The 25,271-nt window shown below is 57.6% G+C and carries 41 protein-coding genes; 30 read left to right on the top strand and 11 right to left on the bottom strand.

From position 1 onward, the window contains the following. The 5 genes from WA845_RS00170 to WA845_RS00190 form a co-directional block, all read right to left on the bottom strand. Positions 1 to 522, bottom strand: coding sequence for a hypothetical protein (locus WA845_RS00170; protein WP_337322120.1), 522 nt, complete (start codon positions 520 to 522; stop codon positions 1 to 3). Positions 523 to 604: 82 nt separating this feature from the next. Further along, positions 605 to 988 carry a hypothetical protein gene (locus WA845_RS00175; protein ID WP_337322121.1) on the bottom strand — a complete coding sequence of 128 codons (384 nt, stop codon included), beginning with the start codon at positions 986 to 988 and terminating at the stop codon, positions 605 to 607. A 58-nt stretch (positions 989 to 1,046) separates the two neighbouring features. Then, positions 1,047 to 1,289 (bottom strand): hypothetical protein, encoded by a 243-nt coding sequence (locus tag WA845_RS00180; protein WP_337322122.1) that lies wholly within the window; start codon positions 1,287 to 1,289, stop codon positions 1,047 to 1,049. A 307-nt stretch (positions 1,290 to 1,596) separates the two neighbouring features. After that, positions 1,597 to 2,040 (bottom strand): helix-turn-helix domain-containing protein, encoded by a 444-nt coding sequence (locus WA845_RS00185; protein WP_337322123.1) that lies wholly within the window; start codon positions 2,038 to 2,040, stop codon positions 1,597 to 1,599. Beyond that, positions 2,037 to 2,252 carry a helix-turn-helix domain-containing protein gene (locus tag WA845_RS00190; RefSeq protein ID WP_337322124.1) on the bottom strand — a complete coding sequence of 72 codons (216 nt, stop codon included), beginning with the start codon at positions 2,250 to 2,252 and terminating at the stop codon, positions 2,037 to 2,039. The genes WA845_RS00185 and WA845_RS00190 overlap by 4 nt, the downstream gene beginning before the upstream one ends. A gap of 96 nt (positions 2,253 to 2,348) precedes the next feature. Here WA845_RS00190 and WA845_RS00195 point away from each other — a divergent pair, with 96 nt between their 5' ends. From WA845_RS00195 to WA845_RS00295, 21 genes are all read left to right on the top strand, one after another. Next, positions 2,349 to 2,684, top strand: coding sequence for a helix-turn-helix domain-containing protein (locus WA845_RS00195; RefSeq protein ID WP_337322125.1), 336 nt, complete (start codon positions 2,349 to 2,351; stop codon positions 2,682 to 2,684). A gap of 711 nt (positions 2,685 to 3,395) precedes the next feature. Further along, positions 3,396 to 3,650 (top strand): hypothetical protein, encoded by a 255-nt coding sequence (locus tag WA845_RS00200; RefSeq protein WP_337322126.1) that lies wholly within the window; start codon positions 3,396 to 3,398, stop codon positions 3,648 to 3,650. 5 nt (positions 3,651 to 3,655) lie between these two features. Continuing rightward, positions 3,656 to 4,513, top strand: a complete 858-nt coding sequence (locus WA845_RS00205; RefSeq protein WP_337322127.1) for a hypothetical protein — start codon at positions 3,656 to 3,658, stop codon at positions 4,511 to 4,513. Positions 4,514 to 4,549: 36 nt separating this feature from the next. Next, positions 4,550 to 4,816 carry a hypothetical protein gene (locus WA845_RS00210; protein ID WP_337322128.1) on the top strand — a complete coding sequence of 89 codons (267 nt, stop codon included), beginning with the start codon at positions 4,550 to 4,552 and terminating at the stop codon, positions 4,814 to 4,816. A gap of 23 nt (positions 4,817 to 4,839) precedes the next feature. Beyond that, positions 4,840 to 5,178 (top strand): hypothetical protein, encoded by a 339-nt coding sequence (locus WA845_RS00215; protein ID WP_337322129.1) that lies wholly within the window; start codon positions 4,840 to 4,842, stop codon positions 5,176 to 5,178. Between the two features lie 56 nt (positions 5,179 to 5,234). Next, positions 5,235 to 5,663 (top strand): hypothetical protein, encoded by a 429-nt coding sequence (locus tag WA845_RS00220; RefSeq protein ID WP_337322130.1) that lies wholly within the window; start codon positions 5,235 to 5,237, stop codon positions 5,661 to 5,663. Continuing rightward, positions 5,663 to 5,893: a hypothetical protein gene (locus tag WA845_RS00225; RefSeq protein ID WP_337322131.1), complete on the top strand. Its 231-nt coding sequence runs from the start codon at positions 5,663 to 5,665 to the stop codon at positions 5,891 to 5,893. The genes WA845_RS00220 and WA845_RS00225 overlap by 1 nt, the downstream gene beginning before the upstream one ends. After that, positions 5,884 to 6,855, top strand: a complete 972-nt coding sequence (locus WA845_RS00230; RefSeq protein WP_337322132.1) for a hypothetical protein — start codon at positions 5,884 to 5,886, stop codon at positions 6,853 to 6,855. The genes WA845_RS00225 and WA845_RS00230 overlap by 10 nt, the downstream gene beginning before the upstream one ends. Beyond that, complete coding sequence (locus WA845_RS00235; RefSeq protein ID WP_337322133.1) at positions 6,852 to 7,700, top strand: recombinase RecT; 849 nt, start codon at positions 6,852 to 6,854, stop codon at positions 7,698 to 7,700. The genes WA845_RS00230 and WA845_RS00235 overlap by 4 nt, the downstream gene beginning before the upstream one ends. Beyond that, positions 7,697 to 8,560, top strand: a complete 864-nt coding sequence (locus WA845_RS00240; RefSeq protein WP_337322134.1) for a hypothetical protein — start codon at positions 7,697 to 7,699, stop codon at positions 8,558 to 8,560. The genes WA845_RS00235 and WA845_RS00240 overlap by 4 nt, the downstream gene beginning before the upstream one ends. Continuing rightward, positions 8,553 to 8,750 carry a hypothetical protein gene (locus tag WA845_RS00245; protein ID WP_337322135.1) on the top strand — a complete coding sequence of 66 codons (198 nt, stop codon included), beginning with the start codon at positions 8,553 to 8,555 and terminating at the stop codon, positions 8,748 to 8,750. The genes WA845_RS00240 and WA845_RS00245 overlap by 8 nt, the downstream gene beginning before the upstream one ends. Further along, positions 8,747 to 8,989, top strand: a complete 243-nt coding sequence (locus WA845_RS00250) for a hypothetical protein (RefSeq protein WP_112416352.1) — start codon at positions 8,747 to 8,749, stop codon at positions 8,987 to 8,989. The genes WA845_RS00245 and WA845_RS00250 overlap by 4 nt, the downstream gene beginning before the upstream one ends. Further along, a complete protein-coding gene (locus WA845_RS00255) occupies positions 8,986 to 9,150 on the top strand; it encodes a hypothetical protein (protein ID WP_337322136.1) in 165 nt (54 codons plus the stop codon). Before WA845_RS00250 ends, WA845_RS00255 begins: the two co-directional genes overlap by 4 nt. Further along, entirely contained in the window at positions 9,150 to 9,536 is a 387-nt protein-coding gene (locus tag WA845_RS00260) for an HNH endonuclease (RefSeq protein ID WP_337322137.1), read from the top strand. Before WA845_RS00255 ends, WA845_RS00260 begins: the two co-directional genes overlap by 1 nt. Then, positions 9,533 to 9,844, top strand: coding sequence for a hypothetical protein (locus tag WA845_RS00265; RefSeq protein ID WP_337322138.1), 312 nt, complete (start codon positions 9,533 to 9,535; stop codon positions 9,842 to 9,844). The genes WA845_RS00260 and WA845_RS00265 overlap by 4 nt, the downstream gene beginning before the upstream one ends. After that, positions 9,834 to 10,457: a DUF551 domain-containing protein gene (locus WA845_RS00270; protein ID WP_337322139.1), complete on the top strand. Its 624-nt coding sequence runs from the start codon at positions 9,834 to 9,836 to the stop codon at positions 10,455 to 10,457. Before WA845_RS00265 ends, WA845_RS00270 begins: the two co-directional genes overlap by 11 nt. A gap of 3 nt (positions 10,458 to 10,460) precedes the next feature. Further along, entirely contained in the window at positions 10,461 to 10,769 is a 309-nt protein-coding gene (locus tag WA845_RS00275) for a hypothetical protein (protein WP_337322140.1), read from the top strand. Continuing rightward, positions 10,769 to 11,032 (top strand): hypothetical protein, encoded by a 264-nt coding sequence (locus WA845_RS00280; protein ID WP_337322141.1) that lies wholly within the window; start codon positions 10,769 to 10,771, stop codon positions 11,030 to 11,032. The genes WA845_RS00275 and WA845_RS00280 overlap by 1 nt, the downstream gene beginning before the upstream one ends. A gap of 196 nt (positions 11,033 to 11,228) precedes the next feature. Further along, the gene (locus tag WA845_RS00285; RefSeq protein ID WP_052817678.1) at positions 11,229 to 12,197 is read left to right on the top strand and encodes a tyrosine-type recombinase/integrase; all 969 of its coding nucleotides are present in this window, start codon (positions 11,229 to 11,231) and stop codon (positions 12,195 to 12,197) included. Between the two features lie 303 nt (positions 12,198 to 12,500). Continuing rightward, the gene (locus WA845_RS00290; protein ID WP_112553561.1) at positions 12,501 to 12,842 is read left to right on the top strand and encodes a hypothetical protein; all 342 of its coding nucleotides are present in this window, start codon (positions 12,501 to 12,503) and stop codon (positions 12,840 to 12,842) included. Positions 12,843 to 12,931: 89 nt separating this feature from the next. Beyond that, a complete protein-coding gene (locus WA845_RS00295; RefSeq protein WP_004440886.1) occupies positions 12,932 to 13,108 on the top strand; it encodes a hypothetical protein in 177 nt (58 codons plus the stop codon). Here WA845_RS00295 and WA845_RS00300 read toward each other — a convergent pair whose 3' ends face one another. Both WA845_RS00300 and WA845_RS00305 read right to left on the bottom strand, forming a co-directional pair. Continuing rightward, the gene (locus tag WA845_RS00300; protein ID WP_112553559.1) at positions 13,109 to 13,909 is read right to left on the bottom strand and encodes an aldolase/citrate lyase family protein; all 801 of its coding nucleotides are present in this window, start codon (positions 13,907 to 13,909) and stop codon (positions 13,109 to 13,111) included. A gap of 7 nt (positions 13,910 to 13,916) precedes the next feature. Next, a complete protein-coding gene (locus tag WA845_RS00305; RefSeq protein WP_112553557.1) occupies positions 13,917 to 15,134 on the bottom strand; it encodes an FAD-dependent oxidoreductase in 1,218 nt (405 codons plus the stop codon). Between the two features lie 324 nt (positions 15,135 to 15,458). On the opposite strand from WA845_RS00305, the gene WA845_RS00310 reads away from it, so the two are divergent. Beyond that, positions 15,459 to 15,806, top strand: a complete 348-nt coding sequence (locus WA845_RS00310) for a hypothetical protein (RefSeq protein WP_004440878.1) — start codon at positions 15,459 to 15,461, stop codon at positions 15,804 to 15,806. Positions 15,807 to 15,966: 160 nt separating this feature from the next. Beyond that, the gene (locus tag WA845_RS00315) at positions 15,967 to 17,079 is read left to right on the top strand and encodes a pyridoxal phosphate-dependent aminotransferase (protein WP_112553555.1); all 1,113 of its coding nucleotides are present in this window, start codon (positions 15,967 to 15,969) and stop codon (positions 17,077 to 17,079) included. A 308-nt stretch (positions 17,080 to 17,387) separates the two neighbouring features. On the opposite strand, the gene WA845_RS00320 is transcribed toward WA845_RS00315, so the two are convergent. Then, on the bottom strand, positions 17,388 to 17,651 hold the full coding sequence (locus tag WA845_RS00320; protein WP_004440874.1) for a sel1 repeat family protein: 264 nt from the start codon (positions 17,649 to 17,651) through the stop codon (positions 17,388 to 17,390). 601 nt (positions 17,652 to 18,252) lie between these two features. Here WA845_RS00320 and WA845_RS00325 point away from each other — a divergent pair. From WA845_RS00325 to vapC, 7 genes are all read left to right on the top strand, one after another. Beyond that, positions 18,253 to 18,591, top strand: a complete 339-nt coding sequence (locus tag WA845_RS00325; protein WP_004440872.1) for a DUF2147 domain-containing protein — start codon at positions 18,253 to 18,255, stop codon at positions 18,589 to 18,591. Positions 18,592 to 18,750: 159 nt separating this feature from the next. Then, positions 18,751 to 19,347, top strand: coding sequence for a hypothetical protein (locus WA845_RS00330; RefSeq protein WP_077986880.1), 597 nt, complete (start codon positions 18,751 to 18,753; stop codon positions 19,345 to 19,347). 141 nt (positions 19,348 to 19,488) lie between these two features. After that, positions 19,489 to 19,671 carry a hypothetical protein gene (locus WA845_RS00335; protein WP_035210174.1) on the top strand — a complete coding sequence of 61 codons (183 nt, stop codon included), beginning with the start codon at positions 19,489 to 19,491 and terminating at the stop codon, positions 19,669 to 19,671. A gap of 10 nt (positions 19,672 to 19,681) precedes the next feature. Then, a complete protein-coding gene (locus WA845_RS00340; protein WP_004440867.1) occupies positions 19,682 to 19,855 on the top strand; it encodes a hypothetical protein in 174 nt (57 codons plus the stop codon). A 103-nt stretch (positions 19,856 to 19,958) separates the two neighbouring features. Then, on the top strand, positions 19,959 to 21,464 hold the full coding sequence (amn, locus tag WA845_RS00345) for an AMP nucleosidase (protein WP_004440865.1): 1,506 nt from the start codon (positions 19,959 to 19,961) through the stop codon (positions 21,462 to 21,464). A 65-nt stretch (positions 21,465 to 21,529) separates the two neighbouring features. After that, on the top strand, positions 21,530 to 21,760 hold the full coding sequence (locus tag WA845_RS00350; protein WP_006699381.1) for a type II toxin-antitoxin system VapB family antitoxin: 231 nt from the start codon (positions 21,530 to 21,532) through the stop codon (positions 21,758 to 21,760). Further along, the gene (gene vapC / locus WA845_RS00355; RefSeq protein ID WP_112553553.1) at positions 21,757 to 22,146 is read left to right on the top strand and encodes a type II toxin-antitoxin system VapC family toxin; all 390 of its coding nucleotides are present in this window, start codon (positions 21,757 to 21,759) and stop codon (positions 22,144 to 22,146) included. The genes WA845_RS00350 and vapC overlap by 4 nt, the downstream gene beginning before the upstream one ends. A 3-nt stretch (positions 22,147 to 22,149) precedes the next feature. Here the strand turns inward: vapC and WA845_RS00360 are convergent, their stop codons facing one another. The 3 genes from WA845_RS00360 to WA845_RS00370 all read right to left on the bottom strand — a co-directional run bounded on the left by WA845_RS00360 (position 22,150) and on the right by WA845_RS00370 (position 25,150). Then, the gene (locus WA845_RS00360) at positions 22,150 to 22,620 is read right to left on the bottom strand and encodes an OsmC family protein (protein WP_004440860.1); all 471 of its coding nucleotides are present in this window, start codon (positions 22,618 to 22,620) and stop codon (positions 22,150 to 22,152) included. Between the two features lie 61 nt (positions 22,621 to 22,681). Then, positions 22,682 to 24,055 (bottom strand): aminotransferase, encoded by a 1,374-nt coding sequence (locus WA845_RS00365; protein ID WP_162719118.1) that lies wholly within the window; start codon positions 24,053 to 24,055, stop codon positions 22,682 to 22,684. 186 nt (positions 24,056 to 24,241) lie between these two features. Continuing rightward, complete coding sequence (locus WA845_RS00370) at positions 24,242 to 25,150, bottom strand: diacylglycerol kinase family protein (protein ID WP_112553549.1); 909 nt, start codon at positions 25,148 to 25,150, stop codon at positions 24,242 to 24,244. Positions 25,151 to 25,271 lie beyond the last annotated feature (121 nt).

Genomic DNA, 25,271 nt, shown 5'->3' on the forward strand with positions numbered 1-25,271 from the left:
TTACTCCCCGGTCGAGGGGAATGCCGGATCCGCAGCGTTCACAGCCTCGTCCAGTTCCTTATTGATGAAAGCCGTGCCTTCGTTGAAACCAGCCTGCCAGCGCTGCCCCTGTGGGCTTGCCGGGTCGTATGGATTGCTGTTCGCCTTGCGAAGCTTACCGGCGGCAAGACCCTGCTCGTAGGCAACGTCTTCGGCGGGCACGCGGTCGGCGTCGAACATATCGAACTGGCGGGCAACACGGTGGCCGAGCATGCGGGCAATGCGCAGGCGGCGTTCCATCGTGGCTACGATCTCGGCCGCATCCTTGTCTTCAAGCTCCATGGCCCATTTGAAATCGGCCTTTGTGAAGCCCGTCACATCCTTGATGCGCTTGTAAATCTGGCCGATCTCGCCAGTTGTGCCGGCGATGTCAGATTTCAGTTCCTTGATGTCGACAAGCCCCTTGAGAAACTGCTGCTCTTCATACTGCTCGCGCTCGGTCTGTACGTTATGCCCTGCGACTGCCGTTGCGGTCTTTGCCATTGATTTCACCTCTGGTTTGTCGGATTTTTCCGAAGGGTTCGGTCACAAAAAAGGACGCCCGCTCTAGGCGTCCTCATCCAGTTCAGGGGCGATCGCTAACCCCAAGCGCACCAATGAACGCGCGAAACGCATCAACGAACGGGCGGTGGTAATCCGCATTCGGGCCGTCCAACAGAGCGTCGGCCCTGGAGATGAGGTCATCGATTGTTCGGATTTGTGCTCTGCCGTATTTGACACCGGCTGCCTCCTCTATGACCCGCAGTTCTTCAGCGGAGATGGAAACGCGCGGGTCTGCGTACCAAACATCCTTGGTTCTTGAGACGGACCAACCGAGCCGGCGAGCGGCTTTGGTAATGCGGTCCTTGACGTTTATCCCGCTGCCCTTTGGAGCGACGTAACGTTGCAAAGCTGTGGAAGCGAAATCGACGCTAGACATTTCGGATTTCTCCAACCGATTTTCGGACATTTTCGAATTTCCCTGTGCGATTAATCCGGTGTCGACAGGGTGTTGGTGATGAAAGGAGCTACAGACCCGCGGTTGAGGCAGCCGGAACCCGGCCAGCGAACGGAACCTTTGCAGAGGCCCTTTCACCGACTGGAACCGATTGTCTTTCGTATGGATCACTGAGACCGAGCTTGGCGCTGCGCTGTTTGGAGACTTGCTCAAGCGCCTCAGCTTCGGTGATGTTTAGAAGATATGCGATGTCGGCCGTATCTCGGCCGGCGCGGAATAGATCGTAAGCGGCTATGGACGAACGCGCCTTCATTTGCGGCGCTCCCCACGATAGTGTCGCCAGACAAAGAACAGCATCACCATGGCCACGAAGATGATCATTGCGGAGTTATCGTCCATGGTCATTTGCGCGGACCCGAGACGGTGAAGTGCGCCAGGATGACGAGGATAGTAACAGCCGCTAGAAACGCCGCACCGCCGATGAAAATGGTTGTGTCGGTCATGCCGCCACCCGTTCATCGTTGATGCGGGCAACCTCAGCCATCAACTCGGCCTCAAAGGCCTTCATATCGATGACGATCGGCTTCTGCTTGGTGACCTTCTTCATGAAATTTCTCCGCTCAGAATGGAATATCGTCATCGCTCAAGGCGACTTCGAACTCAGTGACGACGGATTTAGCCGCGATGGCCCACGTCGCCTCCAGCACGCAAAAAACAATGTCAGGATGCAGCCTGGACAGCCTCAAAGCTTCGGTTCTTGCGCTATCTTCAGACCAGTGGCGGCAAACCGGCGCACGCTGGTCGATGCCGTAGACCATCCAGAACTTGCCGAGTTTCGGGCGGATCACGCCCCCGTCAGTTTCGTTGTGCGCCCTGAAAAGCTGGTCAAGAGAAACGTCCAGAAGCTCAGCAATCTCTGCAAGTCGATTGGTTTCGGGGTAAATTGCGCCCGACTCCCACTGCGCGACCGCGCCGCGCGTAACCCCGAAATGGTCAGCCACTTCGTTCTGCGTCAGGCCGGAAGCAATTCTGGCCTTTTTGAAGTTTTGCGAGAATGTGGTCATGCTGCTTCCCCTTCTCCAAGGAAGGACGAAACAGAGACTTCACCACCCGTTGCAGCACTTATGCGCTTGAGCAGATCGATCGTGGCGTTCTGCTCGCCTTTCATCAGGCGATACAGAGTCATGCGGCTGCACTTGGCAGCGTCAGCAACTTCGGTCAGAGATCGACCAGTGCGCTCAAGATATTCGGTGAGTGGGTGAGTTTCGTTTGCCATGACCAACGTTGTAACGTCAGCCGTGACACTTTGCAAGAGAAAAATGTAACGCCTGACGTGACCACGACGTTACAGCGTTGAGATAGAATTCTGTGTATGGAAAAGAGACCTCTCGGAAAACACTATCTGCGCGAATGGAGAAAGCATCGAGGCTTGTCGCTTCGGAAGCTGGCGGACCGTATGGAAGCCGAGCCGGGCGTTCCCATCACCTCGCATGCCAATCTCGGGCGAATTGAGCTGTTTCAACAACCGTACAGTCAGGACATTCTGGAAGCTGCAGCCGTGGCTCTTGAATGCTCCGTCTCGGATATCCTTACGGTTGATCCTACCAAGGAGGGTGAGGTTGTTGACCTTCTTCGGCTTTTGAAATCGAAGGATCCAGATACGGTTAGAGCTTTTCTCAATGCTCTTCCGAATTCACAAGCCTCATAAGCAATTCGCGCTCGCAACGTCATACTCAACGGTTGAGATATATTACCATCGCTTTCAGCGAACACCGTTAGGTGTGAGATGGAAGGGAGGGAGCTTAGGAAACGTCGCAAAAAGCCCTAGGGACCGGAGTTAACCAGCCCTAGGGATTATTGCATAGGGAGGAACCTTGAGGTTTCCGTATGCATCCACGGTGACGCCATATGACGGCGCAGATCAGAACCGCTTCATAACCCAGCTTCTATTGGCCTCTGTAGCCATCACGACCAGGGACTGAGTTCCCTTCTAGGTTTGGTCGAGCCCTTTCGCCTGATTGCCGGCGAACCGCTTGCTGTGCCTCGTCTACCTAATTTCCAGAATCGCGACGACTACCAACAGCCCCGGATCACGATCTGGGGTAGATATGGTTGGCAAATCGGTTGTGATGCGCTAAATGTCGTATCACTGGTCTCGGTCGCCAAACCTACATCTACCAGTCACAGCCCCGGCTCTCGCGAAAGAGTGCGGGGCTTTCCTTTTCGTACCCGCAAATCACTGTTTCCGTCAACTGTCATGTGACAGCGATTCTGGCCGCTCGAAAAAAATGTCACGCCTCACGTAACATTCTCGTTGACAACTCGTCACGCCATACGTTACAAACATCTCCATCAGCAGCGACAAAGCATCACCAACACCCGCCGATCTCGCTGCCACCACAAGAACCGGAGATGCGCGATGGCATGGGTAACTCGATACAGGATTGAAGACGGTGCCCGTGTTTTCAACGGAACCGAGTTCACGACCGACGAATGCGACGTGTTTGAGTATCGCAGCGAAGGTGAAGCGAACGACGATGCGGATGAGTTCGGAGGCGAGGTCGTCAAGTTCGAGCGCTATGCCACCCACGCTGATCCGTCTTCGTACGCCATTCGGGTTTCCAACCCCATCGTCCACGGCGCCGTCATCGGTCGTCTGGAAGCGGCTGAGTGATGGCCATGAGCAAGACAGCAACCCTTTACGACAAGACCGGCGCTGCATTCAAACTCGACCACGAGCACAACGGGACGCTTTACGTGCGTCCTCTCGTGAAGGTCGTGATGCAACAGACCAACTACCACGGCGACGATTTCAACGAGGAAGTGGACTTTGAGCCTGCTGAATACATCGTCGCAAAAGACGAGGCAGAGCTTTTCTATGCGCCTCCTATCCAGGCTGTTGAAGCTGAACTGGTTGCGAAACAAGCTGAGCTTTCCAAGATTAAAGCCGAAGCCTCTAAGGCTCTCGATGCCATCCGAAGCGAAAAGCAAAAGGCTGAGTGGGAACTTTCAGCGGCAAAGCGCCAGCTCGAAGACTGGATGAAAACCCACAAGGGAATGATCGACCTTGGCAAACTTTTGGATGGCAAGGTTCTCTACCCCTTGTCGGTCGAGGAAAACCGATATCACGGCGCCAGGAGCATCCCTCGCATCCCGAAGATGAAGGATATTCAAGGCCTTCGCGTTGAAGGTGGCGACTTCGAGAAGGGCAAGGAATGGCGCGCTCGTAGTTGGCTGTCAGATAGCTACAGCACGGATTTTCAATTCTTCGACACTGAGGAAGAACGTGCCGCAGTCATCCTGTCGGAGTTTGAGGCTACTTGCGCCAAGTTCCGCCAGAAGCCCGACTTCACTGTCGACATCTACACAACGACCAACCTGCATTACGGCACGCTGCTTGAGTGGGTTCAGGCGCACCCTGCCCTGATCATCCCCGACGACATCAAGGAAATGAAGGCTGCGCACGACGCGGCACTTGTCGAGCAGCGCAAAGCCGCGCTGGCGGCAGAACTCGCCGCAATGTCAGCCGCCGAATAGCCGCCCCGCATAGGGCTTCAGACAAGGGATAGGGAAATGAGCATCCAGAAAATTGCCGATGACATCAAGGCGCTGACCATCCAGCCGGTTGCTTCCGACGAGTACAGCGCCGGATATCAGGCAGCGCGTCACGACGCTTGGCTTATCGCGCAGGAAGTCGCTGACGAAGAACTCCCTGTTGCGGCGGCTGTTTTGGCAGAAAGGGACCGCTGTCTCAAGATTGTTTCCGAATGGTACGGCGGCGGCCGCTCGTTTGTCATGCGCAAGATTTCCGAACCGTCATCGACATCCCCCACCAAGTAACCACAGCACAGAGGGATAAGAAGATGAGCAACGTCGTGTCTCTTAAAAAGCCAGACCTTTTGGCCGAACGCGGATGGAACAAGCCCGAAAACTCCGAGTGCGTGATTGGGTTCAATCGCCCTCTGACGCAAGAGGAATGGCAATTCTTTTACGAGACGGCGCAGCGCACAGCTTTCCTGATGCGCGGTCTTAAGGGCGAACCAGAGGAGCAGGCTTCACGTCCACGGCCTTGCGGCATAGCAGACCCTTCCACTCGCGACTGCCAGAACATGAAGGAAGTCGGCGGCGGAATGGATGGCGAGCGCTACCGCTGCGACGTCTGCGGCAAATCATACTTCCTCGACTACGACGAGATGAAGTGAACCCACCAACCCACCGGCTTAGTCAGAGTAACCCGAGATATGAAGGGGCAGGAATAATGGCCACCGATACCGCAGCAATTCAGAAAATCAAAACCTTGAAGAGTGATGCCGCGAAGATCGGCGGCTTCCACGAATGGTTCGCAAAGTCATTTGCTGACAAGCAGCATCACGACAAACAGAACTTCGGCTTCAATATCAACCACAGCAGCGAATACAACGCTTTCAAAACTACGGTGTGGTTTTACGCCTATGCCGGTCAGTACGGTAGCTCGTCTGTTTACAGCCAACTTTCGGTTCAAGACCGCGACACGGTATGCAACGCCTTCATCAAGGCACTCAACAAGCACCAGAAGCTGATTTTTGCGACCATGGCCGAGATCATGGAAAAGCAAGCCGCTTCGTTGCGCGAGACGGCTGAAAGCGAAATCGCCGCCATGCAGGCGATGCTTGAAACGCTGGACGTCACAGAACAGGATGCCGCGTGATGCCCTCCGCTTTCTCCACCACCAACACACAAGAAGCGGATGAACGCGAAGCTTACATCGAAGCGCTCAATAAAAGCGCCGATTCAAACTTCCGCAAAATCAAATTCATCGAGTTCGTGACGCTGGTTCTCGTGACCTGCACGCTCATGTTCGCAATCTCGCTGGCTTCGGAAAGCTACCTCAAGGCGGATGCGCTCGTAAATCAGGAAAGGTCCGTAGCATGGAAGTGATCGGCAGCATTTCGAATAAAATTGTTGGTCGCTGGGCATGGTGGCAAAAGGCGCTCAAGGGCGACTTCGGCCCCATGCACGAAGGGCAGCCCGAGCAAGGTTTTTACCGGACCAGGTTCAAGGGCGGCAAATGGGAGCCTGTCGCTATCTGGGTCGATGACGATACCGGTAACTGGTTGGCATATCGTTCTGGCCGAGAAGTCGATGCTGGCGAGGTTTGGAATTTCTGCCGGACGCATCCTATCAGCCGCGCTGACTACGATGCAGCGATGGAAGGAAAGCCGTTCCCGGACGAAGATGCCGTCGTTGCCGAGCAGGTGGCTGCCGCCGGTCACAACTCTGGCGGTGTAGACCAGACAGAAGAACTTCGCGACCAGATTGCGAATGCTCTGAAGGGTATGGACGCCTACAAAACTATCAGCGATGACGCGACGGCCGGCAAAGCGCTGTCGCTCCGAAACCGCCTCAATGAGCTTTCCAATCAGGCCGACAAGGTTCGTGTGAAGGAAAAGGCACCTCACCTCGAAGCCAGCAAGGCTGTTGATGAAAAGTGGCAGCCGCTGGTCAAAAAGGCCAAGGAAGGCGCCAACAAGGTGCGTGATGCCATCGGCGCTTTCGAGACTGCAAAGCTTCAAGAGCAACGTAGGCGCGAACGTGAAGCTGAAACCGCTCGCCTTGCCGCGGAGAAGGCCACCAGCGAGCAAAAGGCTGATGTGGCGGTAATTGACGCGCCGAAGGTCGAAACAGCGCCAGCGTCTATAAAGCCGACCTACGGCAAGGCAGCAAGCGTTCAGGTGAAAAACGTCCTCAAGGATGTCACCGACTGGAAGGCGCTCGCAATCTACATGTGCGACCACCCTGTCATGCAGGACACGCTTCGCCAGTTGGCACAGCGGGCCATCGACGCCGGACGCACGAACATCCCAGGTATCACCGTTGAAGAGAAGGCGAACGTTCGATGAATGCTGTTGCTAAGACCGAGGCCGCACCGCGCACGTCCCTGATCGCGACGATGGCCGCAAAATACCAGATGGATGCAGACCAGTTCGCAAAGACCGTCCGCGCCACCGTCATGCCTGCCCAGCATACCAATGAGCAATTCGCCGCTCTTATGCTGGTCGCCAACGAATACGACTTGAACCCGGTCGTGAAGGAAATCTACGCCTTCCCCGCAAAGGGTGGCGGCATTGTCCCGATCGTGTCGATTGACGGCTGGGTCAATCTCGTCAACTCCCATCCAGCCTGCGATGGCTTCGAGTTTGAATTCGAGCATGACGATCAGAAGAAGCTCGTTTCTTGCACATGCCGAATGTACCGGAAGGATCGCGGTCGCCCCGTTACCGTCACGGAATACCTTGCCGAGTGCAAGCGCAACACCGACCCATGGAAGATGGAGCACCGGATGCTTCGCCATAAAGCGATGATCCAGGCTGCCCGCTATGCCTTTGGATTCTCCGGCATCTATGACGAAGACGAAGGCTCGAAGATTGCGGAGATGCGCGACGTTACGCCTCCGAAGCCGCCACAGCCCCCAGAGCCTCCCACAGACGAGGTTTCAGGCGACGGAAGCGATATCCTCGACCTAACGCCGGAAAAGCCATCAGAGGACAAACACGGCGAGATCAACGCCGATGAGTTTATCGATCTCATCAAGGGCGAATTAGGAACGGCGCAATCGGTCGAGGACTTGGAAGAGGTCTGGACCGCACGCGATCCTATGGCGGCCCTCGAAGGCGACGATGTTCGCCAAGGCTTGGCTGTCGCTCTGAAAAACAAAAACCTCAAGCGTCTTGGAGCATCCTCATGAGCAGGTCAGGACAAGTACCTATCCGCATGCGCGTCGAAGGCATGCGCCTCGTGCCGGCATCAGCGTTCGATCAAGAAGCGCTATCAGCTTACCAGAATGGAGCCATCATTCAGGTTTCCTTCTGGCAGGGTCGAAATCCCGACCTTTTGCGCAAGTTTTGGGCAATCCTCTCTAAGGTTGTCGAAACCTGCAACACCCCTTGGGAAGACAAAGAAGAAGCCGCCGATGCGCTGAAGCTGGCATTGGGCATCACAGACGTTGGGAGCACGGTCAACGGCCAGATGTTTGTTCGCCCCGGCAGCATTGCTTTCAACGCCTTGGATGAAGCCCGCTTCCGCAAGTTCTTCGAAGACTCGATGGCTATCCTGTGCCGCATTACCGGCGTCGATGTGGAAGAGCTTGGCAAGGAAGCGGCTGACACCGGCCCAGACCATGACCCAGCCACTGGCGAGATAATCGAGAACACCAATTCCGACGATGAACCCCCTGCCCCGTCGTCGGATAACGCTGGCATGACGCCAGTACATGAGGCCGGAGCGGATGATGTCCCCGCCTCCGATGCTCCGGCCTCGACCATTTACCCAACGGATCGCGCCGACCTGATCGAGTGCGCCAAGGAAATGCTGTGGCTGGCATCAGATCCCAACGCTGTCGAGGAATCGGCCAAGCGTGAAGACGCGCTGAACCACAGCAAGGCCGAATGGGAAGGCAAGCTGAAGGATTTGCACGAACAGATCGGCTCGATCTTCGTCAGTGCCAAGGCCGTCGCAAACGGCAAGCGCACCCTTCTGCAGGCTCGCCAGTTCCTTTCCGAGGTTCTGGACTGCAAGGCTTCTGATCTGGGAGGCGTAGATGGTTGAGACGCGCACAAAGAAGCAGATCGAGGCTAACCGGATCGACATGGAGATTTTCCGCGTCATCGGCATGCTCGACCAGTTTGCTGAAGAATATGAGGATGCCGATGTAGCGGCTCTTTCCAGAACGATGTTCTGCAGCCGTGGCGACATTCGCAAGCACATGCACGGCAACGATAGGAGGGCGACGGTATGAACACCGAAGAACTCACCACCGTGTTCAAGATGCACACAGTCGGCCAGACGACGTTCACCAGACGCATGGCGATCCTGATGGCCGATTGGTTCAACGACACGCCAAAGGGCATCACGCTCAAGCTGGAGGCCGCTAAGCTCATACCGGAAGGTTCGTGGGATTGGTTCTGCGAGAATGGCGGCATCACCGTAGACCACATCAAGCAGGTGCGTCAGGAGCGGATCGGGGGTGCAGCATGAACTCCGTCGAAACCCACCTGAAGCGCTATCCCAAATCCCGCCCTTCGAAACTTGCCGAATTGGCGAAGCGTGACGAGACCACCAATAAGCTACGGCGCGAGATTAACGCGCGTCTGCCTTGGTGGAAGCGCCTGACACGCGCGCTGGGAGGGCAGAGGTGATGGCCCGGACAGTGGAAGAATGGCGCGGCCGCACCGATGATACCATGCCGCCGCCTCGCGTGAAGGATCGCATTCGTGAGCGCCAGGGCAACAAGTGTGCCTTAACCGGCGTGGTGCTTGGTTCCGACGAGAAGGTTCAATACGACCATATCGTGCCGCTCTGGCTTGGCGGAGCCAACACCGAGAGCAATCTGCAGGCCGTAACCGCGGAAGCCCACAAGAAGAAAACCAAGGCCGAGGCCACCGTTCGGGCGAAGTGCAATCGCGTGCGCAAAAAGCATCTGGGCATCAAGGGTCAAAAGCGATCCGGTTTCCAAAGCAATTTCAAACGCAAGATCAACGGTGACGTGATCGACACCAGAACCGGGGAGATCGTGAGCAGATGAGCACATTTAAGTTGGCATTCATTTCCGTGCCTCTCGTCATCGTATCTGCATGCAGCAACCCCGGCATGGAGAAGGAAACCTCCAAAAACGGCGTGACTGCCGAACTCATTGCTGAGGTGGATGGGTGCCGCGTCTGGCGTATCGATCCGGGCGGCGTGTCAAAATACGTCTACATGTCGAGATGCCCGGAAGGCGCAGCGACCACGCAGCGCTCCGTATCCTGCGGAAAGAACTGCACCACCACGCAGTACAATCTCGGCTCCCGCACCGCCCTCGCCAGCACAGGAGGCGAACACCATGCAGAGTGAAGAAAGCAACACGCTGGTCAAACTGGCAAAAGCGGTTATAGAGCACGCACCCGAAGGCTCTGACGCTTTTTGGGATATAAAATTCAGCGACATCGAAGCCGCCCTGTCCGATGCGGAGCCGGAGATGAACAATGCGGGATCAAAATGTGAATCCTTGGAAAGGAGTTGCACTATTGACCCTGATAATGACCCTAAAAAGGAGAACGTCTACGCCGCCCCTCCCGCGCCATCCGTGGCCGTGAAGGCCGAACAGCCGGAAGGAACCGTGGGAGAGATGACACCCGGCAGGGCTATCTATTTCCTCGAACGGTTTAAGCGCGAAGAAAAGATGCTTGGACCGCATGAGCAATGGGCGCTCGACTTCTCCATCGCGGCCCTCTCCGCACAGGTGCAGGACGTGGCGGGGTGGCAACCGATTGAGACAGCGCCGAAGGATGGAAGCGAAATACTTGCCTTATGGAAGCGTTCACAAATCCAAAGCAATGGGTATGGAGTTGTTTGGTTTGAAGACGGCAGTTGGCGCGAGTTTGACTATGAATGCCTCGTGTCCGACCCAACCCACTGGATGCCCTTGCCATCGCCACCCGCAGCACCCTCAAAACAGGAGGGCTGAGACGTGGCCGATCTAACCAAAGAACAAAAGCTTTCGGGCCTGACTGGCGTGACGGACATCGTTGATCTTTTGAGCAAGGTCAATCTGGTCCAATACAAGACCGGCTGGACAAGCAAAAATCTAGCCGCTGACGCTATCCGCGAAATCACCCGCCTCCGCCAACTCATATCCGAAGCAGAGAAGCGCGAGAGGGATGCAAGGGCGAAGGCGCTGGAGGAGGCCGCAGTGTTTGTCGAAAACCGAAACGGAGAAATACCTGATCGGCAAGAGATAGCCAAGGCCATCCGTGACATGCAATCGGAGGATAGGTGATGGCTATACTGACAGAGACGCAAATTAAGGTTTTACGCGCGTGGAAGAATGTGCCTGAAGAGTTCGGGGTCCTGTGCTTTTTAGATATTTCGAACCGCTGCGGTGTAGATAAATCCGCCGTGGCCACCGTTGTGCGTGGCTTCGCTAACGACGGTTTGGCAAAATTTGCGCGCGGCACCTTCACTGAAAATGGCACGCTTTATGGTTCTGGTTACGAACTCACCGACGCCGGCCGAGCGGCGCTTGAAAGGAGCGAGGGATGACGAGCCTGTTTGACCAAGCCATATCGCCATCGGCCGCCGTTGAAAAAATGGCGGCTTGCGGTATCCACCTTTCCGAACGAACATTGAGAGAGCGAGCCAGACAGCTTGGGGCCTGCCGCGTCATTGGCAAAGCCATGTTCCTTATGCCGTCCGATATCGAAACAATCATCAATTCCGCACGACCGGAGCCCAACGAATGCCCAACCTCAAAAAGCGCGGAGACATCTGGCACTACAGTTTCACGGTGGACGGAAAGAGATACCGAGAAACTTCTGGAACGGGTGACAAGCGGCTCGCGGAAGACATCGCGATCAAACACGAAGACCGGGTCCGTCGTGCCGCTGTCCACGGCCAGGAGGCAATCCTAACCTTTCCAGAGGCGGTTGCCGAATATCTGAATGATGGCAAGGATGGGCGGTTCACAGCACCGCTCATTCGTCATTTCAGGAAGTGGAAAGTCAAGGACATCACTGGACCGGAAATCCGCAAGGCCGCTAAGCTCCTATATCCCGATGCCCAGCCAGCTACATGGAACCGGCAGGTAATTACGCCCATGCGCGCCATTATCAATCATGTGGCTGAGGCCAAGCGCCTGCCCAAGATATCGGTGAAAAGGTTCAAGGAAGAAAAGAAGCGGCGGCCGGCAGGAAGTTCCGATTGGCTGAACGTATTCAGCAAGACCGCCAAGAAGCTTGATATGCCGGAAACTGCCGCAATGGCTCGGTTCATGTTCGAAACCGCCACCCGCGTCTCTGAGGCTTGCCGCCTGACATGGGATGATGTGAACCTTCAGCTTGGTGTGGCCTACCTCGCCAAGACCAAGACTGAGCCACGCAAGGTGTTCCTGACGCGCTCGATGGTTATCGAACTGGCGAACATAAGGAACTTGTACCCGATCCTCGTATTCGGCGCGGCCAACCGATCGACGGCAAAGAAACGCTTCGACAAGGTGATTGAGAAAGCTGGATTGAACCGGCTTACGAGCCACGAAATTGGCCGTCACGGGTTCGCTACGGAGATGATCCGACGCAATGGCGTTGACGTGGCAACGACGGCAGATCACGGCGGCTGGAAGTCGCGCAGATTGCTGATGGAAACGTATGTTGAGGGGGATGCCGACCGGGAAGTTATCGACCGGGTTTTTGGCAAGAAAGAACGTCGTTGACACACGATTGGCACACGACGATTTTACGAAAAAAGTTATTGACTGAAATAAATAATGAAATCAATTGATTGGGAAGTTGGAGGTGGAGGATGAAAACTCCCTTAGCAGGGGAGCGCCTTCGACCACTCGGCCACCTCTCCGGTGCGGCCTGATTATTGCGTAAGAAAAATGATTGCAAGGCTTTTTCGCCAAGAAGCCAAAAAACCTGTTGGCCAAATAAACCGCGGGTCAAACTTTACGCCCGGTTGCGGAACTTCTTCAGGGCCCGCACGTTTTCGCCTCGGTAACAAAAGAGGTGTTCTAATGGCTCAGACCAAACTGAATGTTGTCGAAGACACGATCGAAAACCAGATTGCAGAACTGCGTTCGCAGATCGCATCCCTGTCAAAATCCGTTTCTGCCCGTGCGGAAGGTGTTGGAGAGGATGCATCGGAATTTCTGGATGAGGCGCGCGGCCGCGTTCGCAAGGCGGCGCATAATGTCCGGGCGCAGGGCCAGAATGTCGTGGAAGCCGTGAAGGAAAATCCAGGCACCGCCACCTCCCTGCTGACGATCGTCTGCGCACTCGGTTTCGCGATCGGTTATGCGGTGGGCACGAGCACGCAGCAGAGTTCGTCGAACAGCAGCCTTTATCGCTGGCGCTGATGACGAACGGGCATTAAATCAAGGCAAGGCGGGTTTGCCCGCCTTGCCTTTATGCATTGGTGAAAAAAGCAGGAATGAAGGGGGCGAATATGCGGTTCAGCGACGATCTTGAGGCAGCATTGTCTGATTTTGCAAGGGATCACGGCATCGACAGGGACGAGGCAATCCAGCGCATCGTCCGCTCCGCCCTCATCAATGGCGGTTATCTCGCATCCGGCGAGGAAGGTATTCCGCCGGAGAAGCTGAACGCCAGTAACGACGATTGATCAATATCCTGATCCGGACGGCGTCACTGCCGGCCCACCCTTGTAGCGTGCGGAAAGCGCACGCAGCGTATTGGCGAATTCCGTGACATCGGCTCCCACGGCGACGAACGACGCGCCGAGTTCAAGATAACGGCGATTATAGGTTTCATTGAAGGTGAGGATGCCGGCGGCCTTGCCAGCCGCGACGATTTTAACGATCGCCGCTTCGATAACCGCCTGCACCGCCGCTTCGTCAATCCTTCCCAGATAACCCATGTCCGCGGCGAGATCCGCCGGGCCGATGAAGACGCCATCCACGCCGTCCACCGCAAGAATATTGTCAAGATCATCGATTGCCGCGCGGGTTTCCGCCTGCACCAGCAGGCAAACGCTGGCAGAGGCGCTGTCGGCATAATCCGTTATCGTATTAAAAGCGGAAGCGCGGGCGACGGCCGCTCCCATGCCGCGAATGCCGCGCGGCGGGTAATGCATGGCGCTGACGAGAGCTTCCGCCTGTGCCGCTGAATCGACCATGGGCACAAGAAGCGTGCGGGCGCCAGCATCCAGAAGCTGCTTGATCATCCAGCTCTCGCCGACCGGCACACGCACCACCGGCTCGGCGGCAGAGGTGGCAAGCGCGCGCAGCTGGTCGATGATGCTGCGCAGGTCGTTCGGCCCGTGCTCACCGTCGATCACCAGCCAGTCGAAGCCAGCCGTTCCGGCGATTTCCGCCGTAATGGCCTCGCCCATGTCGAGCCACAGGCCAATCTGCGGCTTGCCGGCATGAATGGCGGTTTTGAAACGGTTTTCGGCAGCGGGCATGATATCCTCAGGAGAGCAGTAATTTCAGATCGGCGGACGGATCCGCCAGGATTGTGCGGTCGGGTTGGGCGGCTGTATCGAGCAGTTTCTTACCCGCAACATAGGCCTTGGCGTCATTCACGGCATCGACAGCCACGAAGCGGCCATCACGGAAATACCAGATGGACCAGCTGCCTTCCCTTGCGCCGGGCCTCAAAATCGTCTCGTCGTAACCGAGATTGAAGCCGGCGATCTGCAGCTTCACATCGTACTGATCCGACCAGAACCAGGGTTTCGCGTCGTACGGCGCTTCCGTGCCGGCGAGTACGGCGGCGGCCGCCTCAGCCTGATCGACCGCGTTCTGGACCGATTCGATCCTCACCTGCTGGCCGCGCCAGGGCAGAAGCGCGCAATCGCCCACCGCATGAATGGCGGGGTCGGATGTGCGGGTATATTCGTCAACCACGATGCCGTTACCAACATCGAGACCCGATTCGCGGGCAAGCCGGTCGTTCGGTGTCACGCCGATGCCGACGATGACGAAATCCACGTCGATCGTTGAACCATCCGAAAGTTCGGCCGCGGCAACCCGCCCGTCCATGCCGACGAGGCGCACGAGGCCGGTTTTTTCGCGGATGGAAACGCCCTGGGCCTGATGAATGCCGCGCATGATATCCGCAGTTTCCTTCGCCGCCACGCGCTGGAGAATACGGTCGGCCATTTCGATCAGCGTCACCTCGAGGCCAAGCTTGCGGGCAACGGCGGCAGCTTCAAGGCCAATATAACCGCCGCCAATGACCAGCAGCCTGCGGCCCGGCTTCATCTCCTCCGTCAAGCGGTCGGCGTCGCGCCTGTCACGGACGGTAAGCACGCCGTCGAGATCGCCACCGATGCTGGCGGGCAGCAGCCGGGGCGCGGCCCCGGTCGCAAGAACCAGCCGGTCATAAGAAAGCGTACTGCCATCCTGCATGCGCACGGTCTTACCGGCGCGGTCTATCTCCTCCACCCAGGTGGAAAGCCGGATATCGACATTGTTTTCGGCATACCATTCTTCCGGGCGGAACATCAGCCGGTCAAAACTCATCTCGCCGAGGAGGTATTTTTTGGAGAGCGGCGGCCGCTGATAGGGGTAGGCATCTTCCGAGCCTATGATGGTGATGGCACGCTCGTCCTTCAGCGCCCGGAGCTTCGACGCCAGCGCAAAAGCGGCCTGCCCCGCCCCGACGATTACCAGCCTTCCAGTCACTTTCCACTCCCAGGACAATCACAGCCGGCCGATGACGCCCGAGGCTGCGAAGCGATATTGCGCGATCAGGCGTAACGCCAAGTACGGCCGGCGTCAACCGCACGAGGCTCCAGCCCTGTGCAAGCGTGCCCGATTATCAAAAACGGGCGCCCGCCTTCTGCAACCAGTCGAGATAATGTGCGTTGTAAACAGGCGAAACACGGGTTGCGTACACAAACTGGCCCATGTCGATACGGACTAGAGACAATTGCGGATATTTCCTTCACGCCCTGGCAAGGAAGCCGCGTTAAAATCAGACGGAAGAGGCAATCCGGGGAGGTTGTCATGGCTCTACATATGGATATCGGTCAAAACGTCCCGCAGGACGAGATGTATGAGAAATTTCAGATCGACCGGCCCGGCAAGATCACCTTCATCGGGCACCACCTGAGCGCCAAGGATACCATGCGCTGCCTGGTGCGCACCATTTCGCTCTACGGCGCGGAGCTGGATGTCAGTGCCGATCTGGAAATGCCGGTCAACTTCTATCTGGAAATTCTCGGTATCCGCGACGAAATCGGCTGCACGCTGATCCGCCGGGAAGAGGAAAAAGTGACGATCGGCTTCAACATGCTGATCGATGCCGAATTTCTGCACCATGTCCGCCGGCTGAGCTTCGAGACCAGCGTCTGAGCAGCACCCGCGCGTCAGCCCGCCGATCTTTGCGTTGTGCCGTGGCGAACCAAAAATCTGCTGCCAAACACTCATGGAACACCCGAGCACGGCTTGCGTCCGGCTTTTTTGCACCTATTGTGAGCCGGGTTTTCAAACACAGGTCCCGGAACTTCTGTCAATGTCCGCTTTTTCACGCCTCACGCCGCTTGCCGCTTCGCTTCCCTCCACCGTTCCCTTCGTCGGCCCGGAGGCCATAGAAAGGAACCGCGGCTTGAAGGTGGAGGCGCGAATCGGTGCAAACGAAAGCGGCTTCGGCCCCGCCCCATCGGTGCTTCTGGCGATGCGCGATGCGGCGGCTGAAACCTGGATGTATAGCGATCCGGAAAATTTCGAGCTGAAGGAAGCGCTTGCCATCCACCACGGGGTTTCGCGCGGCAACATCGCCATAGGCGGCGGAGTGGACGGATTGCTCGGTGAAATCGCCAGGCTGATCGTGGAACCAGGCACGCCTGTTGTCACCTCTTTGGGAGGCTACCCCACCTTCAATTATCACGTGAACGGTTTTGGCGGAAAACTGGCGACCACGCCCTATGTAGACGACCACGAAAACCTCGACGGGCTTCTCGACCTCGTTCACAGGGAAAACGCGCCGCTCGTCTATTTCGCCAATCCGGACAATCCCATGGGAAGCTGGTGGGATGCGAGCGAGGTGGTGGCATTTGCCCGTGCGTTGCCGGAGACCTGCCTGCTCGTTCTGGACGAGGCCTATTGCGAAACCGCGCCCGCAAGCGCGGTGCCCGCTATCGACGCGCTGATCGGCCAGCCCAATATACTGCGCATGCGCACCTTCTCCAAAGCTTACGGGCTCGCCGGCGCCCGCGTGGGTTACGCCATCGGTACGCTTGGCAATGTCGAAGCCTTCGACAAGATCCGCAACCATTTCGGCATGGCGCGTATTTCTATCGCCGGCGCTTTGGCAGCGCTCAAGGACCAGGCCTATCTGCATGAGGTGGTTGGCAAGATTTCCGAGGCACGGGATCGTATTTCCGCTGTCGCCCGCAATAACGGCCTTTCACCGCTGCCCTCCGCTACCAATTTCGTTACCATCGATTGCCACCGCGACGGCGCCTATGCGCGCGCCATCGTTGACGGGCTGATGGACCATGGGGTTTTCATCCGCATGCCGGGCGTGGCCCCGCTTAACCGTTGCATCCGCGTGAGCGTTGGGCCGGGTGACAAGCTCGATCTGTTCGAGCAGGCATTGCCGAAGGTTCTCAAGGCCATCGGGTAAGCTCCTAACCCACCCTCATTCCTGTGTTCGTCACAGGAATGAGGGTTGGAAAGTGCCGCGCGTTACACGTATCGAATCAACATCCTCCCGCAAGCCCCTGCGCGAGAATCATTTTCCGGCGAAGACACATTGCAGAACATAAGAAAACCGCGCCGGCCTTGTTCCTGCCGGTCGCGGTTCGATGTGTCAGCGCAAAAGCTTCGTTTCGGAGCCCTCGCCGCGTTCCCCTTCGGGTTTTACTTTCGTTTGGGCCGGTCGTCGGGACTGGAGGGAACCGGACCGGCAATCTCATGGGTCGCGGAGATGGATCAGTGCATCGTCATCCAGTCGCGGGCGGCGCGAAGGGCTTCGGCCAGTTCCGCTTTCGTCATGTTGCGGGCGAGATCCGCACGGAGAGAAGCCGCTCTTTCCGATCCGCGGATCGCGGCGATGTTAAGCCATTTGTGGGCCGCGATCAGGTCCACCTTGCAGCCCCGGCCGGTCGCATAGACCAGGCCGAGATTGCAAAGGGTGTCGGCGCGGGTTTCGCCACCGGCAGCCATTTCGATATCACTGATGTCAAAGCGTGCCATTGTTTTAATCCCTGTCGTTCTACCTGTTTTCATCGTGCGCCTTCTTGCCGAGGCGTCTTCCGGACTGCCGTCTTTTGCGGCTTTTTTGTCCTTCCGTCCGGCAGGTTTTCCCTGCGCTTTTGATGAGTTCACTATGCCACGAGGCTTTCAACGCTCGCTTAAAAGGCATGATTAATGTGCCGCAAACAAACTGCAAACGATTGGTAAAATTGGGTTTTTGTTAAATATCATTGCCTGCGGAAATTAAGGACTTTCCGGTGAATTTTACGAAAGCTTTACAATTGGATTTAAACCCTTCCTTCACCACGATAAGAACCGAGATTTTCGAAACTGCTCTCCTTCGCCCTTCCCGCACACGCCAACGCTGCACCGGCACCGCAAATTTCTGTTTCCTTTTACGTGAACGTCAAATACTATCCGCCCTGCCCGTCACGAGGATAAAACGGGCACGGAAGAGCGCGGTGGGAGGAGCAATCGTTGCACCGCACGGCGGCCGCCGGCCAGAGATGGTGGAGGCATGCTGAAGGGAGTTTGATCTGCGCATCGCATCTTTGGCCGTTCCGGCCTGGGAAAAGCCTGCGCGAATTTCGGGAGGAATTTCATGAAGCTTATGATGACGATTGCAGCTGCCCTGTTGATGAGCGGCAATATTGCCTTTGCCGCCGAGGCGATCGAAGGCAACTGGAAGACGGCCAGCGGCGAAACCGCCGTGATCGGCCCCTGCGGCGGCGCTTTCTGCGTAACGCTGAAGACCGGCAAGCATGCCGGAAAACAGATCGGCAAGCTTTCGGGAAAGGGAAACAGCTACTCAGGTGAGATCACCGATCCCGCCAATGACAAGACCTATAGCGGCTCCGGCACCGTTTCGGGAAATTCGCTGAGCATGAAGGGTTGCGTGCTGAAGGTTCTGTGCAAATCGCAGACCTGGACACGGCTGTAATACAGGGAACGGCAGGCGGGCTTTTGTCCCCCAGCCTGCCGTCTCGCGACGCAGAGCGCGGTGGCTGCCAGGAATCGCGCGCAGGCTGCGAACAGACGTCGCATGCAAACCATATATCCGTTTATTATCGCTGCATCCGATGCCAATGAGAGCAACGATATGCGCCCCACCCTTTCGACAATTCTGATCGCGGGCACCTCGCATGTCGGCAAAAGCACACTGGCCTGCCTGCTCAGCGAAAGGCTGCGCTGCGAGGCGATATCGACCGACAGTCTCGCCCGCCATCCGGGGAGGCCATGGGCGGGTATTCCGGTGCCGGTTGAGGAATATTACGCACAGCTGTCGGCGGATACGATCCACTGGTTTCTCAAGGTCCATCACCAGAACATCTGGCCGCTGATCCGCGCGATGATTGACAGAAGATCCGGCACAGGGACTACGACGATCTTCGAGGGCGCCGCCCTGCGACCGGAGTTCATATCGCCTCTCCTCGACAGCACGGTGGCGGGCGTATTTCTTCATGCCGACAATGATTTTCTTCTCGAAAGAATGCGCTCTGAAGCACGCTACCAAGATGCAACGGCGAAGAGGCAGCGGATCATGGACGCCTTCATCGAACGCTCGCTACGTGAGAACACCGAGATGCTGGCATCCGCGCAGGAACACCGGGTGCCGATTGTCGACGTGACCCAAGGTGAAGAATTGGAGAAACTGCTAACCGATCTTGCGCCAGGCGCGGACATTCCTCTGTCCTGAAGCTGGGCATGCGCACCACTGCGGCATCAATCCGCCATGTCGCCGCCCGTTAACATCCCTGAACACCATATGAACCGGGGCCTCAGGGTCCGTTCAGTCCGACTATGGCAAAACTCTGTCCATCAACTCCGATAAAGGGGAATGGACATGACAAAGCTGATCAGCCGACTGGCAATCTTCGCGTTTCTCATGGCGATCTTCGCCATGTCCTTCGCCTCGCTCGTCGTTAATCCGAACCGCAGTTTCCAGCGCGTGAATGCCGGTGCGGCAATCGCCTGCCAGCACGGCCCGGCGCCCGCCGCCAATTGCCCCGTCGTATTGTGAGGACCAGCCAATGACCACCAGTTTTTCCAACGGCCTGTTCTCCGCACTGCGGCTGATGCTGATGGCCTCGATCTTTCTCGGCCCGGTGGCCGGACTTGCGGTTTACAAGGCCGATCCCCGCCCCGCCTCCAAAGGCGCCGGCTTCGTGCTGCTGATGAGCCTGCAGCGCGGCGCGCTCGGCTGAGTTTCTGCCGCGCCAGCATTGTCCGGCTGCATTTTCGCGTTTCTTTTCAGTTTCTTCGTATTTCTGTCGCTTGCCTGTCGAAATTGGCCTCTTATAATGGGCCATGACAATAGCAAAACCAACGATTCCGCCCCTCACCTTCATCAGTCCAGAGCCTTTCGCGCCGCAAACATTCACGGACCCGAAAGAAGCTGTTGCGGCTTTGAGCGCGCTCTACGAACGCAACACGGCGTTCCTGATCAATTCCTTCACAGACCTTGCCAAGGGCGCGCCGATTGCCGGGCGTTACCGCGCCTGCTACCCGCAGGTCAGCCTCGAGACCGCCACTTTCGGCCATGTCGATTCCCGCCTTTCCTATGGCCACGTAACCGCGCCCGGCGTCTATACGACAACGATCACACGGCCTGAGCTTTTCCGCCACTATCTCAAGGAACAGCTGGGGCTTCTTATGAAGAACCACGGCGTTCCGGTCACGGTGTCGGAATCGGCTACGCCCATTCCGCTGCATTTCGCTTTCGGTGAAGGCGCGTATGTAGAGGCGGCGGCGGCTTCGTCGCTGTCAGACGTGCCGCTGCGTGATCTCTTCGATACGCCCGATCTCAACAATACCGACGATCTCATAGCCAATGGCGAATATGATCAGGTGCCGGGCGAGCCGGCGCCGCTTGCGCCCTTTACGGCGCAGCGCATCGATTATTCGCTGGCGCGCCTCAGCCATTATACGGCGACGAGCGCCAGCCATTTCCAGAACTTCGTGCTGTTCACCAACTACCAGTTCTATATCGACGAATTCGCTGCCTGGGCGAGGCAGATGATGAAGAATGGCGGCGAGGGTTACACGGCCTTTGTGGAGCCGGGCAACATCATCACCCATGCGGGTTCCGACAAGCCCGAGACGGACGCGGTGCTGGCCCGACTGCCGCAGATGCCGGCCTATCACCTGAAGAAAAAAGGTCATGCCGGCATTACGCTCGTCAACATCGGCGTCGGCCCCTCCAACGCCAAGACGATCACCGACCACATCGCCGTGCTGCGCCCGCATGCCTGGCTAATGGTCGGCCACTGCGCCGGGCTGCGCAACAGCCAGCGGCTGGGCGACTATGTTCTGGCCCACGCCTATGTGCGCGAGGACCACGTGCTTGACGACGACCTGCCGGTGTGGGTGCCTATCCCGGCGCTTGCCGAAGTGCAGCTGGCGCTGGAGGGTGCAGTCGCCGAAGTCACGGGTTACGAGGGCTTCGAACTGAAGCGCATCATGCGCACCGGCACCGTCGCCACCATCGACAACCGCAACTGGGAGCTCCGTGATCAGGCCGGTCCCGTCAAGCGCCTGTCGCAGTCCCGCGCCATCGCGCTTGACATGGAATCCGCTACCATAGCGGCCAACGGCTTCCGCTTCCGTGTGCCCTACGGCACTCTGCTGTGCGTTTCCGACAAGCCACTGCATGGCGAATTGAAGCTGCCAGGCATGGCGACGGAATTTTACCGCACCCAGGTCGCCCAGCATCTGCAGATCGGCATCCGCGCCGTGCAGAAGCTTGCCGCCATGCCGACGGAAACGCTGCACTCGCGCAAGCTCAGAAGCTTCTACGAGACGGCGTTCCAGTAAAAAGAGATATCGCAGAAGCATGCCTTGGTGTATGATTTTGAAAATCGATACACCAAGGATTATCCATGCGTACGAATATTGATCTTGATGACGCCTTGATCGCCGAAGCGATGGAAATTACCGGCCTTTCGACAAAAAAGGCGACGGTGGAGAAGGCGTTGCGCGATCTGGTGCGAATTCATCGCCAGATGCGTGCCCTCGATGCATTGGAGGGCACGGATTGGGAGGGCAATCTGGACGAGATGCGGACGGATTGGGACGCTGAAACGGATTGGGATGTGAAGAAGGGAAAATGATCGTAGCAGATAGCTCTGCCTGGATTTCATTCATTCGAAAAGACACGCCAGCTCTCTCCGCCAAGTTTCGCGCCTTAATGGCGCAGGGCGAAATTCTGATCGGCGATATCATTCTTCTTGAGGTGCTTAGAGGCGCACGGGACGGTCATCATGCGCGGCATCTTGAACAAATGCTGGGAGAATTTCCCTGCGTCGCGATGATGTCTCCCCAACTCGCCATCAAGGCTGCCGCAAATTATCGCTTTCTACGCAATCACGGCTATACGATTAGAAAAAGCAACGACCTCATTATCGGCACCTACTGTATTGAGCACGGCCATAAGCTGCTGCAAAACGACCGAGACTTTCAGCCGATGGCCGATCATCTCGGTCTGCAACTGGCATGAGTCTCAAACCACCTTCACGGTCCCCTCCACCCGCACCGGAAAATTCACCGACCGCGCGATGAAGCACTTGTCGTGCGCGTCATGGTGCAGCGCATCCGCCCGGGCGGGATCGCCCTTCGAGATGGTGATGACCGGTTTCAGCACCACTTCGCTGAACTGCCCGGCGCCATCCTTTTCCATGACGAGCGTGCCTTCGGCATCGTCGACATAGTCTTCGACGATGATGCCGTTGACCGAGCAGAAATGCAGGTACCAGAGCTTGTGGCAGGCCGAGAGCGAAGCGACCAGCAGGTCTTCAGGGTTCCAGCGGGCGGGATCGCCACGGAAGGCCGGATCGGACGAGCCGGCTATATCAGCCTTTCCCTCGGTGGAAATCGTGTAGTCGCGTTCGTAGTCGCGATAGCCCGACGTGCCCTTGCCACGATTACCCGTCCACGTCACCTTCACGGCGTAATGGTGTTCCTGTCCTGCCATTTCAGTCCTCCCTTGGCATCTCTTTTCGCATTCTTTAACGGAAAACCGGTGTCCACTTTCCCTAGAATTGCTCGCGCGTATCACGCAGGTGGTCGAGCCCCTTGCGCAACGTCTCTATGATCTCATCCACTTCCAAACGGCTGACGGTCAGCGCCGGCGAAGCCAGCATTCGGTCGCCCGTTGCGCGCATGACGAGGCCGTTTGCAAGGCAATGATTGCGCACCGTTATACCAACATCGTCCGGCTTGCCGAAACGTCTGCGGGTCGCCTTGTCCGCCGTGATCTGCAGTCCACCCATCAAGCCGACATTGACGGCTTCGCCCACCAGTTCGTGGTCCTCAAGGCTTTTCCAGCCCTGGGAAAAATAAGGGCCGATATCGTCGCGCACCCGCTCCACCAGACCCTCCGCTTCGATGATGCGAAGGTTTTCCAGCGCGGCGGCGGCGCAGACGGGATGTCCGGAATAGGTGAAGCCGTGGTTGAAATCACCGACCTCGGACAACATCACTTCCGCCACCCGATCCGACACGACCACGCCGCCAATCGGCAGATAACCCGAGGACAAGCCCTTGGCGATGGGGGCAAAGTCCGGCTCCACGCCGAAATACTGGTAGCCGAACCAGGAGCCCAGGCGACCGAAACCGCAGATCACCTCATCGGAGACGAGCAGAATATTGCGCGCCTTGCAGATACGGACGATTTCCGGCCAGTACGTCTCCGGCGGTACAATGACGCCACCGGCTCCCTGAATCGGTTCGGCCACGAAAGCAGCAACGTTTTCCTCGCCCAACTCGTCGATTTTCTCATTGAGTTCGCGAGCCACCTTCAGGCCGAATTCGGCCGGAGAAAGATCGCCACCCTCGGCATACCAATAGGGCTGGCCAATATGGGCGACGCCATCGATGGGCAGGCCGCCCTGCTCGTGCATCCACGTCATGCCACCCAGCGAGGCTCCGGCCACCGTCGAGCCGTGGTAGCCGTTGCGGCGGGCGATAACCTTCGTCTTCGCGGGATGGCCGAGGGCCTTCCAGTAGACTCGCGCCATGCGGAACCAGGTATCGGTGGCTTCCGAGCCAGAATTGGTGAAGAACACGTGGTTCATGCCAGGCCCGGCGTGCGAAGCGATCTTCTGCGCCAGCAGCGTCGCGGGCGGCGTGGTGGTGCCGAAAAACGCGTTGTAGTAGGGGAGCTCGTTCATCTGACGCCGTACCACATCGGCGATCTCGCGGCGTCCGTAACCGATATTCACACACCAGAGGCCGGCGAAAGCGTCGAGATATTTCCTGCCGGTGCTGTCGTAGATGAACACCCCTTCCGCGCGCTCGATGATGCGGGTGCCGGCGGCGTTGAGCTTGCCCATGTCTGAAAAGGGATGGAGATGATGGGCGGCATCGATGGCAGCAAGGTTGGAGAGGGGGTTGGAGATTTCATTCATGACAGATCGCACTCCCATAGAAGCGACAGCGCGCACGCCATCGCACCCGCCGACCATGGCCGGGCGGCTTCGATTTGGCAAGACTGGAGGTTTTCAGGGGCTAGGGAGGATACGGCATCGCCGCTTGTTTTTCTCCCCGCCGGCAGAAGAAAAGGCGGCGATGGCCTAATTCACAGTCGGTTTGCGCTAAGCGAAGAACGCCCGCCCCACCAGCACCTTCAACTCGCCGGCGTGCACTTCCAGCGCCACGTCGCGTTCCATCGGCAGCAGCTCGCCATCGATGACGCAGCGGACATCATGGCGTTTCTTGGGAAAATGCAGCTCCACATCCGTCACGGTCATGGCTGTCACGGCGGCATTCTGCTTGAACTTGCCGCGCAGAATATCCAGGGCGAGTCTGGCGACACCGGACGGACGTAACGGATCGGTGAGATAAAAACCCAGATGGCCGCCGGAGACGTTATCCGCCACCAGCAGCGAATTCTGACCGAATTCATTGTTGGAGACGGAAATGGCGGATACCTTTCGATGCTGCGTCCGGCCATCAACGGTGTATTCCACCTCGAAGACAGGCGGGTTGAGGATGACGCTGATGGCGGCGCGGATGCTCGCCTTGATCTTGCCGAGACGGGAGGCAAAGGCGAGATTGTTTCGATAGCGCACCATGCGCGAATGCAGGCCCGCGGAAAACTGGTGGACAAAGAGGCGGCCATTGGCGCTGGCGATGTCGACACTGGCAATCTCGCCATTCGCCAGCGTTTCCAGCGCCTGACGAATGTCGAGCGGCAGCTTCAGCGAGCGGGCGAAGAGGTTCATGGTGCCGGCCGGCACGATGCCGAGCGCGATGCCCTGTTTCCAGGCAATGCCGGCAGCCGCCGAAATGGTGCCATCTCCGCCGCCGGCAATGATGCCTTCAATGCCCGGCTCCTCGGCGGCGCGTGCCATTTCCTCGACGATGTCCTTTCCGGAGACAAGACGGCAATCGATCACGTGTCCGGCGCGGGTGAAGACCTCGCGGGCATGATCACAATAGGCTTCCATGTCGGTGGTGCGAAATGTGCCGCCGTCACGATTGAAAATTGCAATGAGCTTCATGTTTCCAACCCGGTCCCGTAACATTCGCAGCCGCGCGTAAATGCCTGGCCTTATATAGAGTTCCGAACACCATCGCGTGAAGATCGTCTTTTGCCGAGAATCGCTCTACCGCAACGCATCA

The sequence above is a fragment of the Agrobacterium sp. CMT1 genome (genome assembly GCF_037203725.1).
GTDB lineage: Bacteria > Pseudomonadota > Alphaproteobacteria > Rhizobiales > Rhizobiaceae > Agrobacterium > Agrobacterium pusense.